The sequence below is a fragment of the Microbacterium sp. NPDC057659 genome (assembly GCF_042799915.1).
GTDB lineage: Bacteria > Actinomycetota > Actinomycetes > Actinomycetales > Microbacteriaceae > Microbacterium.
The window spans coordinates 1043504-1058481 of record NZ_JBHVHU010000001.1; the positions used below are offsets into that span (position 1 = coordinate 1043504).

A 14978-nucleotide genomic window follows, 5' to 3' on the forward strand; every position below is an offset into this window, starting at 1 on the left:
TCAGCCGTGCAGCTCGGTCAGGTCGTTGCGCCACATCGAGAGCGCCGAACCGATGGCCATGTGCATGTCGAGGTACTGATAGGTGCCGAGGCGTCCACCGAAGTGCACGTCCTTCTCCCCCTTGGCGAGCTCGCGATACGCCAGCAGTCCGCTGCGATCGGCAGGAGTGTTCACCGGGTAGTAGGGCTCGTCGTCACGCTCCGCGAAGCGGGAGAACTCGCGCATGATGACGGTCCGGTCCTGCTCGAAGAGCTCCTTGCGCTCCGGGTGGAAGTGCTTGAACTCGTGGATGCGGGTGTATGCCACGTCCAGGTCCGGATAGTTCATCACGGGCGTGCCCTGGAAGTCGGAGGTGCCCAGCACCTCCTGCTCGAAGTCCAGCGTGCGCCAGGAGAGCGCGCCCTCGGAGTAGCCGAAGTACCGGTCCACGGGACCGGTGTACACGACCGGCACCTGCCCGACGACGGCCTTCTTGTTCAGCGGCTGCGACTCGTCGAAGAAGTCGACGCCCAGCTTCACCTCGATGTTCGGGTGATCGGCCATCCGCTCGATCCAGGCCGTGTAGCCCTCGGTCGGCAGGCCCTCCCAGGTGTCGTTGAAGTAGCGGTTGTCGTAGGTGTATCGGACCGGCAGCCTGCTGACGATGTCGCCGGAGAGCTTGTGCGGGTCGGTCTGCCACTGCTTCGCGGTGTAGTCGCGGAAGAACGCCTCGAACAGCGGGCGCCCCACCAGGGCGATGCCCTTCTCCTCGAAGTTGGCCGCCGTCTTGACATCGAACTCGCCGGCCTGCTCCTTGACCAGCGCCCGCGCCTGGTCCGGCGTGTAGGCGGACTGGAAGAACTGGTTGATCGTGCCGAGGTTCACCGGCATCGGGAACACGGTGCCCTTGTGCGTCGTGTAGACGCGGTGGACGTAGTTCGTGAACGTGGTGAACCGGTTGACGTACTCCCAGACCGTCGGGTTCGACGTGTGGAACAGGTGCGCACCGTAGCGGTGCACCTCGATCCCCGTCTCGGGCTCCGCTTCGCTGTATGCGTTGCCGCCGATGTGCGGGCGGCGGTCGATGACGGTCACCTTGCGGCCGGCGTCAGCGGCGCGCTCAGCGATGGTGAGGCCGAAGAAACCCGACCCTACGACGAGGAGATCCATGAAGACAATCGTATCGGCGTCGACGACCAAGGCTGTGCGACCACTGTGCCAGCCCTCCGTCCACCGATATGGTTCGGGAGGGGACACGTCCCTTTTACGCTGCCCGTCTCCCGAAGGGACGTCTCTGTGAACCTCCGCCGCCTGTTCGTCGCAGCGCTGGCCTCCGCCGCGCTCATCGGTCCACTCGCCATCGCCCCCTCATCTGTCGCGGCCGCCACAGGCACCGCGCCGGAAGTCGCGTCGTTTCCGACGGGAATCACCCGGTTGGCCGGGGCGAGCAGGTACGACACCGCCGTATCGGTGTCACAACGCTACGCCCCGGGCGTCGACGCGGTGTTCGTCGCGACCGGGCAGAACTTCCCTGACGCGCTCTCCGCAGCGGCCGCGGCTGCTCAGCTGGGGGGTCCGCTGCTCCTCACACCTTCCGCATCGCTCCCTGCGAAGGTGCGGCAGGAGATCGTGCGTCTGAAGCCACGGACGATCTACGTCGTGGGCGGCACGGGGGCAGTGGCTCCCGCCGTCGCCACAAGTCTGCAGACCATCGCCCCGACGACGCGGCTCGGAGGCGCGACCCGCTACGAGACCGGGAACAACGTCGTCGCTCGAGCCTTCGCGTCCGCAACTCACGCCTTCATCGCCACCGGCAGCACATTCCCCGACGCGCTGGCAGCGACCGGCGCAGCAGGTTCGCTGTCCGCACCGGTGATTCTCGTCGACGGCTCACGACCCGCACTTCCTCCCTCGACCATCACGCTGCTCGACAGACTCGGTGTCTCCTCGGTCACCGTGGTGGGAGGCTCCGGCGCCGTTTCGGACGGGATTCTGACCCACCTTCAGACCCGCTACCAGACGCAGCGCATAGGTGGGTCCGGACGGTACGAGACAGCCGCCAAGGTGAACGACGTGTTCTTCCCGACGGGATCAGCGCCGGCGGTGTTCCTGGCGACCGGCCTGAACTTCCCCGATGCCCTCGCGGGTGCCGCTCTCGCCGGGCGGTTGACGAGTCCGGTCTACATCACTACCGCAGCATGCGTGCCCGAAGTAGCGCGCACGTCTCGGCAGCGCATCGGCGCGGCCAGCACGGTCGTCCTCGGCGGCGCCGCGGTTGTCAGCGACAACGCCGCCAGGAACATCGGCTGCCTCACGCCCGGAGCACCACGAGTCCTGGGAACGGCCAAGGTCACGTACCGACTGACTGCTCAGGTCGGAACGTGGACTGCGGGCACATCGTTCAGGTACCAATGGCTCGCCAACGGCACGGCAATCAGCGGTGCGACCTCGTCCACGCTCCTGCTCTCCACGGGAATGGCGGGTAAGCAGATCTCTGTACGGGTCACCGGTTCCAAGGCCGGCTATCTGACCGCATCCGCGACCTCCGGCAAAACCGCCAAGGTCGTCTATCCGGGACGGACCGTGCCGATCGACAGCTGGAACTGCCCTTCGTGGGCGCCGATCAAGGGCAACGCGAGCTCGATGATCTACCACGTCCCCGGCGGCGCCTACTACGCGAGGACGAATCCCGAGGAGTGCTTCCGGACTGAAACCGATGCGAGGAACGCGGGCTATCGCAAGTCGAAACTGTGACTCAGCCGTTGCAGGGCGTATGTTCAGCGGATCTTCAGGTTCGGGATAAGATCGCTCATCGGCTATGACGGCGGTACCGTTCCTGGGACGCACGGACGCCGCCTCCCGGAAGGTTCTCATTCCATGTCTTCTCAGTCCCGCCGACGTGCGGCCGCTGCGTTCGCCGCCGCGGTCACCTTGTCACTCTGTGTCCCTGTCGCTGCGCATGCAGCGACAGCACCGGCCTGGCCCTCGTCATCTTCGGACGGCCGTGATGAGCAGACGAGCCCTGCTGCACGTCTCTCCGGCCTGAAGATCGAAGCGGCGGCGGGCGCAGCCGCGCGTACCACTCAGGAGCGCGTCGTACCCCATTCGGCGACGACGGCTGCGGCTGCGGTGCCCGGGCAGGTGGCGAAGCCCACAGCGAAGCTGGACAGCGGGACATCCGTCGTGCTGACGTGGGTGGCGCCGGCGGATGGCGGTTCTCCCATCACCGGCTATGTCCTGACGTTCACCACCGATCTCGGTGTCTACACGCTCGAGTGGAACGACCCCTCCACATCGGCACGCGTCTACAACCTGGATCCGGACACGACGTATCAGGTGAGCGTCGCAGCCGTGAATGCGATCGGCACCGGCGCATCATCCGAGGCTGTCGTGTTCGCGACGCCGTTCGTCTACATCGAGCGGCAGTTCGGCGCGGATCGCTACGAGACCGCCGCTCGCGTTTCGGAACGCGCGTTCCCCTACTCGGGAATCGACGGAGCATTCGTGGTCAACGGTCAGAACTTCCCCGACGCTCTCGCCGCTGCGGCAGCGGCCGGCACCGGCGACGGACCGGTCCTGCTGACGAAGGCCACCACCCTGGCACAGCCCACGGCCGATGAGCTGCAGGCGCTTCAGCCGGGCGTCGTGGTGATCGCCGGGGGCAAGGCAGTCGTCAGCGATGCCGTCGCGAACAAGGCCGGGACGTATGCCACTCAGAACTCGCTGCGTCTGGCCGGCGCGACCAGGTTCGGCACGGCGGCCGAGGTCTCGCGCTTCTGGGACACGGCGGACACCGTCTATCTCGCCAACGGGCAGAACTTCCCCGACGCGCTGGCGGGTGCCGCCGCAGCCGGGTACAAGGACTCGCCGGTGCTGCTCACGAAGGCAACCACGCTGCCGAGCGAGACCGCAGCCGCTCTCAAGCGTCTGAAGCCCAAGAAGATCGTCGTGCTGGGCGGCACCGGAGTCGTCAGCACCACTGTGGCCAACAAGGCGAAGGCCGCAACCGGTGTGACGACGTCGTTGACGCGCCAGGCGGGGGCGGATCGCTACACCACGGCCGTGGCGATCTCGAAGGCGGCCTTCCCGACCGCGGGCGTGCCCGTCGTCTACGTCACCAACGGGAAGAACTTCCCCGATGCACTCGCCGGTGCCGCGGCCGCCGCGCATCTCGGCGGACCGGTGCTCCTCACCGATCCGGCTGTCGCTCCGGCATCCGTGATCAACGAGATCAAGCGACTCAAGCCGCAGCGCATCGTGGTTCTCGGCGGACCGACCGTGGTGAGCAACAAGGTGGTCAGCCAGCTGAACGCAACTCGCTGACCGGGAAGAAGGACGGGGTGGCGCCTGCTGGCGCCACCCCGTCCTTCTTCCGACCTCGGATGCTCAGCTGGCGGCGCCGACCACGATGCGCGGCGTCCCGGCCCAGAGCGCGGCGTCGGTCGCGTTGCGGCCGTCCACGAGCAGCTTGATCCCGGGGATCTGCGCCGGAGCGATGGTCTTGTAGACGGCGTGGTCGGTCTGCAGGATCGCCAGTTCCGCCGCATCCCCGACCGCGAACGGCTCGAACCCGAGACCGCGCAGCTCGTCATCGGTGTACAGCGGGTCGTGCACGAACACCTCGGCGCCGCGCTGCTTCAGCGCGGCCACGGTCGGGAACACCCCGGAGAACGCCGTCTCCTTCACTCCCCCGCGGTACGCGGCGCCCAGGACCACCGCACGGCGCCCGCTCAGGTCGCCGAGCACACCGGCGGCCTGCGCGACGAGGCGCTCCGGCATCGACGCGTTGAAGTTGCGGGCGACGCGCACGATGTCGGCATCCGGGTCGGTCGACAGGTAGAGCCGCGGGTACACCGGGATGCAGTGCCCGCCGACGGCGATGCCCGGACGGTGGATGTGGCTGTAGGGCTGCGAGTTGCACGCCTCGATCACCTTGTACACGTCGATGCCGTGATTCGCGGCGAAGACGCCGAACTGGTTCGCCAGTCCGATGTTCACGTCGCGGTAGGTGGTCTCCGCCAGCTTCGCCATCTCGGATGCCTCGGTCGAGCCGAGGTCCCACACGCCGTTGGGCCTGGGCAGGTCGGTGCGCTCGTCGAACTGCAGCACCGCCTCGTAGAACTCGCGCGCACGACGCGTGCCCTCGTCGGAGAGCGCACCGATGAGCTTGGGGTACTTCCGCAGGTCGGCGAAGACGCGACCGGTGAGCACACGCTCCGGCGAGTAGACGACGTGGAAGTCGACGCCCTCGGTGAGGCCGGAGCCCTCCTCCAGCATCGGCTTCCAGCGGGAGCGCGTGGTGCCCACCGGCAGGGTCGTCTCGTAGGAGACCAGGGTGCCGGGGGTCAGGTGCTCCGCGAGGGACTTCGTCGCGGCATCCATGTACTTGAAGTCCGGCTCCCACGTCTCGTCGTCGACGAAGACCGGGGCGACGAGCACCACCGCATCGGCGCCAGGAATGGCCTCGGCGTAGTCGGTGGTCGCACGCAGACGGCCGGCGGGGATCAGCTCCTCGAGCCGCTCCTGGAGTTCGGCCTCGCCGGGGAACGGCTCCTTCGCGGCGTTGATCGAGTCGACCGCCCTCTGGTTGACGTCGACGCCGATCACATCGTGACCGGAGGAGGCGAACTGGACGGCAAGGGGAAGCCCGATCTTTCCGAGGGCCACGACGGCGATACGCATGGGATCTAGTCTACGGGCCCCCTCACGAAGCACGACCTCGTGGGCTAGGTTGACAGTGCAGGTCGGGTACCCGCGTGTTGCTCCTGCATCGATGATCTCAAGGACCAGCCCATGAAACTGCGCACTCTCGTGCGGACCGGCATCGCCGCTGTTGCGGTCGCTGCGCTCGTGCTCACCGTTCCCGCGCAGGCCTCCGTCGCTGCGCTCACGACGTCGACGTCTGGGGCGGATGCCGCGGTCACCGCGGCTGCCCCTGTGTCGGGACGGTTGTACGGTGCATTCCGATATGACACCGCCCTCGCTGTGTCCCGCACCTTCGTCGCCGAACAGAAGGCTGTGTTCATCGCCACGGGTGAGAACTTCCCCGATGCGCTGTCCGCTTCCACAGCTGCCGCGAAGGTCGGCGGACCGGTCCTGCTGACGAAGGCGACGGCGCTCTGGCCCGGTGTTCTCAACGAGGTCAAGCGGCTGTCCCCCGAGCGCATCTACGTGCTGGGCGGCCCCACCGTCATCTCGACGAAGGTGGCCGACGCGCTCAAGGCCGTCGCACCGATCGAGCGGATCTACGGCACCGATCGTTACGAGACCTCCCGCAAGATCGTGAAGAAGTTCGTGCCACTCGCCGAGCAGATGATCCTCGCCACCGGACGCGGCTATGCCGACGCGCTGGTCGCCGGAGCGGCTGCAGGTCGACAGGGCATCCCGGTCATGCTCGTCGACGGCGCCAAGGCCACTCTCGACACCGCGACCCGCAGCATCATCACCGCTTCGAGGGCGAAGAAGCTCGCACTGGCAGGCGGATACGGGGCGATCAGCATCCCGATCGAGCAGTCCATGCGCACCGCCGGCTATACGATCGACCGCCTCGGCGGCGCAACGCGCTACGACACCGCCGCCGCGCTCACTGCGGCTTTCGGTCCGAAGGCGCCGATGAAGGCGTACGTCGCGACCGGTGAGGACTTCCCCGATGCGCTTGCGGCCGGTGCACTCGTGGCACAATCCGATGCGGTGCTCACACTGGCGCGGCAGAACTGCATGCCTCGCGCAGAGCGCCTCGCGCTCGCGGCTCTGCCCGACATCCCCCGTATCGCAATCGGAGGCACGGCGGTCGTCAGCAACGCCGCCGTCGCCGGTGCGAGTTGCGGGGACGACCCTGCCGCACCGGCCACCTGGAACACCGGCGGCTTCACGTTCCGCGCCGATGTCGACGCCCCCTATTACGACCGCCGCACGGTCGATGTCCACGACCCCGCCATCGTGCTGGATTCCACCGGCCTTCGGGTGCTGAACATGGGTCCGAACGGCTCGAGGGTCGACCATCCGGTCGCCTACGCGCAGTACGGGATGTCGGCGCTGGCCGAGTACCAGGAGACGGGCGACACGGTGTGGCTCGATCGCGCCACCCGCCACGCGGAACGACTGATCCAGATTCGCACCGAGCGTGATGGCGCGTGGTTCTACCCCTACCTGTTCGACTGGGCGATGGCCAGCTGGTACCGGCAGCCCTGGTGGTCGGGGATGGCCCAGGGCGAGGCGCTGTCACTGTTCGTGCGCATGTACGAGCAGACCGGCGATGAGACGTGGCGGACTGCCGCGGATCACACGTGGAAGAGCTTGACGCTCCCCCAGTCCGCCGCTGAGCCGTGGGCTCGCCTGATCGTGGGCAAGACGCTGTGGATCGAGGAGTACGCCGGACGCGGCAGCACTCAGCCGATGCGCGTGCTCAACGGGCACATCTTCGCGCTGTTCGGCGTCTACGACTACTGGAGACTCACCCAGGATCCTGATGCTCTGCGATACCTCGACGGCGCGACCGCCTCAGTGCTCGAGGTCATGCCCAAGATCCGCGTGCCCGGTGGTATCTCCTACTACTGCTGGCAGGTCGGATGCGCGACGCCACGTTGGCAGAACAAGACCTACCATCCGATCCACAGTTGGCAGCTCGACACTCTCGCACGCCTGACCGGGGACCCGCGGTTCTCGACGTGGGCGGCCACGCTCCGCAAGGACTGGGCTCCGCTGAAGACCCGTTCCTTCGACGCTCAGGACGCTTCCGGCATCCTCCTGCCGAATGATGAAGACGCGATGGCCGGAACCGGTGTGAGCTCGACCGATCAGTAGCGATCGGTGGCCGCGATGGCACCCGCTAGAGCCTGAAATCCCGCGGGAGGGTCTCGGGCAGTCGGAGCGAATCCGTGTCGACGCGGAGGAATGATCCGTCGTCCGCCTGCTCGTAGTCCCCCGCGGACACACCGGTGATGACGAACTGCCCGGTCGGTTCGCCCTTCTCGAGTTCGTAGTCGTCGAGGAAGAACAGATGAGTCGTGCCCGGCTGCAGCGCCACGGAGTCCTCACCGGCGCCGAGATCGAGGACGATCACCTGCTCGCGAGCTTGGCCCTTCAGCGTCCGTTCGACGTGCACGACGCGCTCCACCACGTTCGCCAGAGCGCCGTGGTTCGCCATCGTGTACTCGTCGCTCACGGTGGCGACCACGACGAGAGAACTGTCCTGCGTGAGTTGCGAGATCTTGTCGTAGCTCTTGACCCGGCTCGTCTGTGCCTCCGGCGCAGAAGGCGCAGCCACGCGCTCAGCCACCGCGGAAGCCTGATCGGGGTGCGTCGGCGCAGCGCCGCAGCCCGCCGTGACGATCAGGAGCAGACACACTCCCCCTGCGACCATGAAGTGCTGGGTGTTCATCGTCGTCGCCCTTCGCCCGCGCGGGTCGACACGCGCGATGCGCAGATCATACTATGCGCACGCGCTTCGCCGCTCAGGACTCCGACGATGCCGCCTCGCGCAGCAGCACGTCGACGACGCGCTCCGCGGCGTGCCCGTCACCGTACGGGGCGGCGTCCGTGTCATCCGGGTGAGGCCGGGTCACGCCCGCCCCGATCTCCTCAGCGGTGTTCGCCAGCACGTTCCAGCCCAGCTCGACCGTCTCGACCCATTCGGTCTCGGTGCGCACGGTGGTGCACGGCACGCGCAGCAGGAAGGCCTCCTTCTGCAGGCCGCCGGAGTCGGTGACGACGCCGGCGCTGGACAGCGCTGCGGCGATCAGGTCGGGGTACGCCAGGGGCGCATGGGCGATGAGCGTGCCCTGGGTGAGCTCGATGCCGTGAGCCGCGGCCTTCGCGACGACACGCGGGTGCGCGAGGAGCACGACCGGCCGGTCGAGACCACCGAGCGCAGCGGCGATCTCGGCGAGCCGCGCCGGGTCGTCCGTGTTCTCCGCACGGTGGATCGTGGCCAGGTAGTAGCCACCGGCCTCGAGGCCGAGCTCTTCGAGCAGCACGGACGAAGCGGAGCCGACCTGATCACGCACCTCGTACAACACGTCGGTCATGACGTCGCCCACCAGGACGGTGCGCTCGGCGAGCCCCTCGCTCGCGAGATGCTCGACGGCCACCTGGGTCGGGGCGAGCAGCAGATCGGCGGCGTGATCGGTCATCACGCGGTTGTGCTCCTCCGGCATCCGCCGGTTGAAGCTGCGCAGTCCCGCCTCGAGATGCGCGACCGGGATGTGCATCTTCACTGCGCTGAGCGCAGCCGCGACAGTCGAGTTCGTGTCGCCGTACACAAGCACCCAGTCCGGACGGTGCTCGTCGAAGACGCCGTCGAGAGCGGCGAGCATCGCCCCGGTCTGCACCCCGTGCGAGCCGCTGCCGACGCCCAGGTGCACGTCGGGCGCGCCGATGCCGAGGTCTTCGAAGAAGACATCCGAGAGCATCGGATCGTAATGCTGACCGGTGTGAACGATCACGTGCTCCACACCGGCGGCGAGTGCGGCCTTGTGGATGGGGGCGAGCTTGACGAACTGCGGGCGCGCGCCCACGACGCTGACGATCTTCACGAGACACCAGTCTAGGGCCCGTGTCCGAGGCACCAAGCGGGTCGCCGGTAACATCGAGGAGTGATGAGCATGGACGGATCAGGAACAGACGCGGAGCGGAAGCCGCATCTGCTGTATGTCGCATGGGGATTCCCGCCGTGCCGAGGCAGTGGCGTGTATCGAGCGTGGGCGACGGCCAACGCGTTCGCCGCCGCCGGGTGGGACGTGACCGTGCTGACGGTTCCGCGGGAGACCTTCACCATGTCGACCGGCGTGGACGAGTCGCTGGAACGCACCGTCGACCCGTCCATCGAGATCGTTCGCGTCCCGTTCCACGCCGCCGCGTTCGAGAACGATCTGCGCAACTGGTCGCGGACGCGGGCGACGATCCCCGAGATCTGGAACGTCATCAACGCCCGGAAGAACTGGCGCTCCTTCCCCGAGCACACCTATGGCGGCTGGCGCTCCGAGCTCGAGTCGGCCGCGCTGGCCGTGCACGCCCGGCATCCTGTCGACATCGTCCTCGGGTCAGCGAACCCGCACGTCGACTTCACACCGGGCTGGGCCCTGTACACGAAGTTCGGCGTTCCCTACGTGATGGACTACCGGGATGCCTGGCAGCTCGACGTCTTCACGGGAGCACGCCTGTCCGCCCCGAACGGCGCAGTCGCCAAGTGGGAGCGTCAGCTGATCACGCACGCCCACGCCGTCTGGTTCGTGAACGACCCGATTCTGCAGTGGCATGCGGATCTCTACCCCGACGACGCGGACAAGTTCCACGTCGTGGCCAACGGTTACGACGCGGCTCCGGAGGAGTCAGTGGTGAAGGATGATGACGAGGGCCTGGTCTTCGGGTACATCGGCACCATCTCCGCGTCAGTCCCCATCGAGAGTCTGGTCGAGGGGTGGAAGCGCGCAAGGGAGCGGTCACCCCTGCTCGCGAAGGCCCGCATGGAGCTGTGGGGACATCTGAACCACGTCGGGCCTCCGAACGAGGCCGTCGCTCGGCAGTTGTCCGTGTTCGCCAATCACGCGATCGCGTATCGCGGCCCCGTGCCGAAGCGCGAGATCGATCGTGTCTACGCGAACTTCGATGCACTTCTCCTCGTCCTCGGGACAGGACGTTACGTGACCAGCGGCAAGGTGTACGAGTACGCCGCAACAGGGCTGCCCATCGTCTCCGTGCACGACCCGATCAATGCCGCCACCGAGGTGCTGCGTGATGCGCCTGCGTGGTATCCGGTCAAGGATCTGACCCCTGATTCCATCGCGTCCGCGCTGATCGACGCCGCCGAGGCTGCGCAGAGCCAGACCGGTGAGGACCGCCTGGCCGGTCGCGCCTGGGCCGAGCAGTTCCAGCGCGCGCGCCAGCTCGATCCGCAGATCGCGGCGCTTCGCAGCACTGTCGAAGGAGCGAAGCAGCAGTGAACATCCTCCTGATCGCCCCCTCCGGATCCGTCGCATCCGCCCTCGAGCAGCTGTCGCTGGATTCGGCCGAGCATGAGGTGACCGTGCTCTCGCGAGAGGACACCGACTCCGACATCCGCACCATCCGAGTGACCCCCGGTGCTCGCGGCGTCAGCGTGCGCGCGGACCGGATGCTCGGCGGCTCCGCAGCGGGCCGAAATCTCTTCCGCCTCAGCCCCCTCGACCACGGACGCCGATTCGCAGCTGCCGCGCGCCGAGATCGCGACTGGCAGGAGGCCGCGAGCACCGCTCAGCTGATCGTCGTCCTGGAACGCGACGGACTCCTCACCGGCTGGCAGACGATGCGTCGTCTCGCCCCGGCATCCGTACGGGCAGTCAACGGGATCGCGCCCGCCCGAGCCGTGCTCGACGGCGTGGGCTGAGCCGGACGACGCACGAAGTCTCGGATGACCATCTCGATGAAGAGCACCTCGCCGCAGCCGTCGATCGCACGGCTGGACTCCCTGACCGGTCTGCGCTGGTGGGCCGCGTTCGCCGTATTCTTCTTCCACCTGCGGAATCTGATGCCCATGCCGGGGATACTGGGGCCGATCGCCCAGTACGGCTATCTCGGCGTGACCTTCTTCTTCGTGCTCTCAGGATTCGTGCTCACCTGGTCGTGGCGACCGTCGGTGGGCATCGGCACCTTCTACTGGCGTAGGATCGCGCGTATCTTCCCGTTGCATCTCACGGCGCTGGCCCTTGCGATCCCGGTCTTCTACAGTCTCACGCCCGATCCCGCCCACCCCTGGGAGAATCCGTTCGACGGCGGCGTGCTCCTCCTCAACGTCTTCCTGCTCCAGGGCTGGTCGCGTGACCTGAATGTTCTGTTCTCCGGCAATCCTGCCGCATGGACCCTGACCGCAGAGCTGTTCTTCTACGCGCTGCATCCGTTCATCATGAAGCCGCTTCGCAGGCTCCAAGCGCGTGGCGCTCTGTGGGTCGCTCTCGGCGTTCTGCTCATCAGCGTGCTCGTCCGTGTCGCGATCATCGCCGCGCCGACCGGGTGGCTCGCCGGGCTGCCCTGGCCGGTGCTCAGGCTGAACGAGTTCGTCATCGGGATGTCACTGGCCTGGGCGATCCGCTCGGGATGGCGTCCGCGATTCCGTGCGTGGCTGCCCGTCGGCGGCATGGTGCTCTACCTCGGCACGCTCAGCCTGCTGGAGCGGATCCCTGATTCCCAGGGCGCGCACGACCTGCTCGCCTCCGGCACCAGCGAGACGATGACCGTGCTGTTCGCTCTCCTGATCTGCGCCTTCGCGGCCAACGACATCGCCGGACGCAGCCGACTGATGCGGGCGCGCCCGCTGCTGGCCCTCGGAGAGTGGTCGTACGCGTTCTATCTCGTCCACGCGACCCTGATCTACGCCGCTCGGGATCTCGTGGGGTACCAGACATTCGGCAAGAAGGGCATCGCGATCTCGCTCCTCGTGCTCGCGGCCTCGATCGCGCTCTCCTGGCTGTTGCACATCGGCATCGAGCGGCCCGCAGAACGCCGCCTGCGGGCGATGCAGAACGGCTGGGCTGCTGCCATCACCGCGCGCCGAGCAGGGCAGCGGACCGGAGCAGCTTCCTCCTGACCCAGAGCTGCGGGACGCGGGCGGCGCGGACTCGAGCCGACCTCCGCGTCAGGCCGGCTGCTGCAGTCGACGCAGGATGTTCCGCTCGACCTCGAGATCGACATCCGAGGACATCTCCTCCGCGACGGCGTCGGTCGCGGCCTTGAAGCCGGCGATCTCCTCGCGCGACAGCGCGCGGATCGCCTCCGCGAGGTCCGTCGCCGAGTATCCGGCGGTGACGACGCCGAGGCCGTTCTCGATGATGAGCCGGTCAGTCTCCGTGGACGGACCGAACACGAATCCGAGTCGCGCCTGCACGAAGTCGAAGAACTTGTTCGGCAGCATCAGGCGGTGGTTCGGGGTGTGCGGCGGAAGCAGATAGACCCCGAGATCGTACGGGTTGAGCGCCACGGGAAGGTCGTCAGGAGCCACCGCATCGTGGAGCGTCGTCCGCGGGCTGTTCGCGATGCGAGCAGTGATCTGCTTCCAGTACGCGTCTGCTTGCCGCGACGGGATGAGGAACAGGTCCAGCGTGTACCCGTCGCCGAGGAGGTCGACGGCGTCGATGATCGACTCGATGTTCCGCCCTGGCACCGCTCCCCCGCTGTGCACGAGCCGGATCGCCCCGGGAGCCAACGGTGTGGGTGCGAGCGCTGCGACGAACGGACGCGCATTCCTCACGATCTCCGGCTCGATGCCGTAGCGCTCCTCGTACATCCGGGCGATCGACGTGTTCACGGTCGTCGTCGCATCCGCACGCGGCAGGTAGCGGGCACAGAGCCAGTCCATGAACGGCGCCACGAGCAGACGCCAGGACAACACGTGCGTCCTCTCCTCCGGTGCCCACTCGTGCAGATCGCACCAGATCCGCGGAGCGCCTTCGACGCGATACGCGAGCGGGAGCGCTCGCGCTTCGTTCGCGACGACGATGTCGAAGGAGTGCCCCTGGACCAGGTCGAGCGCGGCCTTGACTGCCGGCGCCTGGAACTCCACGGCCCGGAACCGGCGCAGGGCGAGATTCATGACGCCCACCGGCGTCTGCGGAAGTGACGGAAGATCCATCGGAATCTGGAGATGTCCCTCGACGCCGTCGGGCTTCGGACCGTAACTGAGGGTGGTCACGTCACCCATCTCCTGGAGGACGTCGAGCTGACGGAGCACACGCGAGTCCGAGCTGATGTCCGAGAACGAGATGCAGAGGATGCGGGGGCGAGTCATGAGCAGTTCTCTCGGTCGTTCATCTGGTCGTGTGGTGTCGGTGCGAGAAAGTCCGTGAGCGCCTCAGCAGAGGCACGTCCGTCATGGATCTCCCGGACGTACTCGGGGCCGCGCGCCGCATACTCGATCCAGGACTCCCGGTCGGAGAGGATGACCTCGATCATGCCACCGATGTCTCGATATCGGGATTCGACGATGGGGAGCTCCCGGCCGGTGCGGAGCCGCGCTCGCTCACGCACGTCCTCGTGGACGTGTCCGATCACGAGACGCCCTGCCGCCATGGCCTCGCATGCCGCGACTCCGTAGTCGCCCAGCCGGAACTGATCGAGCACGATGTCGGCGGATCGGTAGAGGTCCGGCATCTGCGCGGACGGCATGTCCTGGACTCGTCGGTACTCGATGAGTCCCCGCCTCTCGAGTGCATCCAGCTGCACGTCGATGCTCGGATCGCCTTTGAGCGCGGAGCTGCTCGGGGCGTACGCGACGACCGGCCGGCGCCGCTGCAACGGAGGCTCGGCCGACCGCCACGTCTCCATGTCCACAACGACAGGCAGCCATCGCGAACCGGGGACGTCGAGAAGACCGGGGGTCGACACGAAGACGGGAATGCCGGCGTCGGCGAACATCTCCCGACGCTCCCGGGCGTTGCGTTCGAGCGTCTGCCGGGACGAGGGAGGGTAAGCGCCGTCCGCGCCGAACGGCGAATCGCGTTCCCATCGAGCATGCTCGCTGGGAACGCGGATGTCCGTTCCGTGCCAGAGCAGCGCGACCGACACGCCCTTCGCCCGCACTTCCTCCACCACGTCGCGTGGTGTGCGTCCGGGGCGCAACCCGTACATGAACCGACCCGACTCCAGCAGCACATGCGTGAACTGCCGCAGGATGGCCTCGCGCTGTCGCTGCTGCCACTGGTGCGCGAAGATGAAGCCGCTGTCGGGCACACGATAATCAGCCGGGAACCCGTAGTGCGTCGTGCGCGCGACGGCGCTCATCAGGTTGACGGCGCTCACGCCCGGAACAACCGCCTCCGCGGCGCGCGCCCAGCGGAACGCCTGGCCCGCGGAATTGACCGGTGCGATCAGCAGTCGGACCGGCGAATGCACGTCCCGCGGTTCGGCGACATGCATCGCTTCCGGATCCCAGCCGAGATCTCCCGGGAGGGCACGCGCGAGGATCCGGTCCGGCACGACGCCGAGCACGGATCGCGCTGCCGACACCAGGCGGGTCCTGGCGTTCATCCTGT

Annotated in this window: 12 protein-coding genes; 6 read left to right on the forward strand and 6 right to left on the reverse strand. The window is 67.4% G+C overall.

Features of this window, described 5'->3' with window-relative positions; translation table 11 throughout:
- Positions 1–1149: a UDP-galactopyranose mutase gene (gene glf / locus ACFVAE_RS05015; protein WP_378888607.1), complete on the reverse strand. Its 1149-nt coding sequence runs from the start codon at positions 1147–1149 to the stop codon at positions 1–3.
- Between the two features lie 126 nt (positions 1150–1275).
- Between glf and ACFVAE_RS05020 the strand changes: the two genes are divergently transcribed.
- Both ACFVAE_RS05020 and ACFVAE_RS05025 read left to right on the forward strand, forming a co-directional pair.
- Positions 1276–2733: a cell wall-binding repeat-containing protein gene (locus ACFVAE_RS05020; RefSeq protein WP_378888610.1), complete on the forward strand. Its 1458-nt coding sequence runs from the start codon at positions 1276–1278 to the stop codon at positions 2731–2733.
- Positions 2734–3120: 387 nt separating this feature from the next.
- Complete coding sequence (locus tag ACFVAE_RS05025; protein WP_378888613.1) at positions 3121–4302, forward strand: cell wall-binding repeat-containing protein; 1182 nt, start codon at positions 3121–3123, stop codon at positions 4300–4302.
- Positions 4303–4365: 63 nt separating this feature from the next.
- Here ACFVAE_RS05025 and ACFVAE_RS05030 read toward each other — a convergent pair whose 3' ends face one another.
- Positions 4366–5661 (reverse strand): nucleotide sugar dehydrogenase, encoded by a 1296-nt coding sequence (locus ACFVAE_RS05030; RefSeq protein ID WP_378888616.1) that lies wholly within the window; start codon positions 5659–5661, stop codon positions 4366–4368.
- Positions 5662–5772: 111 nt separating this feature from the next.
- On the opposite strand from ACFVAE_RS05030, the gene ACFVAE_RS05035 reads away from it, so the two are divergent.
- Positions 5773–7782: a cell wall-binding repeat-containing protein gene (locus ACFVAE_RS05035; RefSeq protein WP_378888618.1), complete on the forward strand. Its 2010-nt coding sequence runs from the start codon at positions 5773–5775 to the stop codon at positions 7780–7782.
- A 25-nt stretch (positions 7783–7807) separates the two neighbouring features.
- Here the strand turns inward: ACFVAE_RS05035 and ACFVAE_RS05040 are convergent, their stop codons facing one another.
- Positions 7808–8359 carry a hypothetical protein gene (locus ACFVAE_RS05040; RefSeq protein ID WP_378888621.1) on the reverse strand — a complete coding sequence of 184 codons (552 nt, stop codon included), beginning with the start codon at positions 8357–8359 and terminating at the stop codon, positions 7808–7810.
- Positions 8360–8432: 73 nt separating this feature from the next.
- Positions 8433–9512: a non-hydrolyzing UDP-N-acetylglucosamine 2-epimerase gene (gene wecB, locus ACFVAE_RS05045; protein ID WP_378888623.1), complete on the reverse strand. Its 1080-nt coding sequence runs from the start codon at positions 9510–9512 to the stop codon at positions 8433–8435.
- A gap of 153 nt (positions 9513–9665) precedes the next feature.
- Here wecB and ACFVAE_RS05050 point away from each other — a divergent pair, with 153 nt between their 5' ends.
- The 3 genes from ACFVAE_RS05050 to ACFVAE_RS05060 are packed head-to-tail and all read left to right on the forward strand — an operon-like array spanning position 9666 to position 12538.
- The gene (locus tag ACFVAE_RS05050) at positions 9666–10919 is read left to right on the forward strand and encodes a glycosyltransferase (protein ID WP_378888625.1); all 1254 of its coding nucleotides are present in this window, start codon (positions 9666–9668) and stop codon (positions 10917–10919) included.
- Positions 10916–11341, forward strand: a complete 426-nt coding sequence (locus ACFVAE_RS05055; protein WP_378888627.1) for a hypothetical protein — start codon at positions 10916–10918, stop codon at positions 11339–11341. The genes ACFVAE_RS05050 and ACFVAE_RS05055 overlap by 4 nt, the downstream gene beginning before the upstream one ends.
- 24 nt (positions 11342–11365) lie before the next feature.
- Positions 11366–12538 carry an acyltransferase family protein gene (locus ACFVAE_RS05060; RefSeq protein ID WP_378888629.1) on the forward strand — a complete coding sequence of 391 codons (1173 nt, stop codon included), beginning with the start codon at positions 11366–11368 and terminating at the stop codon, positions 12536–12538.
- 48 nt (positions 12539–12586) lie between these two features.
- Here ACFVAE_RS05060 and ACFVAE_RS05065 read toward each other — a convergent pair whose 3' ends face one another.
- Both ACFVAE_RS05065 and ACFVAE_RS05070 read right to left on the reverse strand, forming a co-directional pair.
- A complete protein-coding gene (locus tag ACFVAE_RS05065; protein ID WP_378888632.1) occupies positions 12587–13735 on the reverse strand; it encodes a glycosyltransferase in 1149 nt (382 codons plus the stop codon).
- A complete protein-coding gene (locus ACFVAE_RS05070; RefSeq protein ID WP_378888634.1) occupies positions 13732–14973 on the reverse strand; it encodes a glycosyltransferase in 1242 nt (413 codons plus the stop codon). The genes ACFVAE_RS05065 and ACFVAE_RS05070 overlap by 4 nt, the downstream gene beginning before the upstream one ends.
- Positions 14974–14978 lie beyond the last annotated feature (5 nt).

Bases quoted from the DNA above. Each gene is read 5' to 3' on its own strand.
- glf (WP_378888607.1), bottom strand. From the start codon at position 1,149: ATGGATCTCCTCGTCGTAGGGTCGGGTTTCTTCGGCCTCACCATCGCT.
- ACFVAE_RS05030 (WP_378888616.1), bottom strand. From the start codon at position 5,661: ATGCGTATCGCCGTCGTGGCCCTCGGAAAGATCGGGCTTCCCCTTGCC.
- ACFVAE_RS05035 (WP_378888618.1), top strand. From the start codon at position 5,773: ATGAAACTGCGCACTCTCGTGCGGACCGGCATCGCCGCTGTTGCGGTC.
- ACFVAE_RS05040 (WP_378888621.1), bottom strand. From the start codon at position 8,359: ATGAACACCCAGCACTTCATGGTCGCAGGGGGAGTGTGTCTGCTCCTG.
- ACFVAE_RS05060 (WP_378888629.1), top strand. From the start codon at position 11,366: ATGACCATCTCGATGAAGAGCACCTCGCCGCAGCCGTCGATCGCACGG.
- ACFVAE_RS05065 (WP_378888632.1), bottom strand. From the start codon at position 13,735: ATGACTCGCCCCCGCATCCTCTGCATCTCGTTCTCGGACATCAGCTCG.
- ACFVAE_RS05070 (WP_378888634.1), bottom strand. From the start codon at position 14,973: ATGAACGCCAGGACCCGCCTGGTGTCGGCAGCGCGATCCGTGCTCGGC.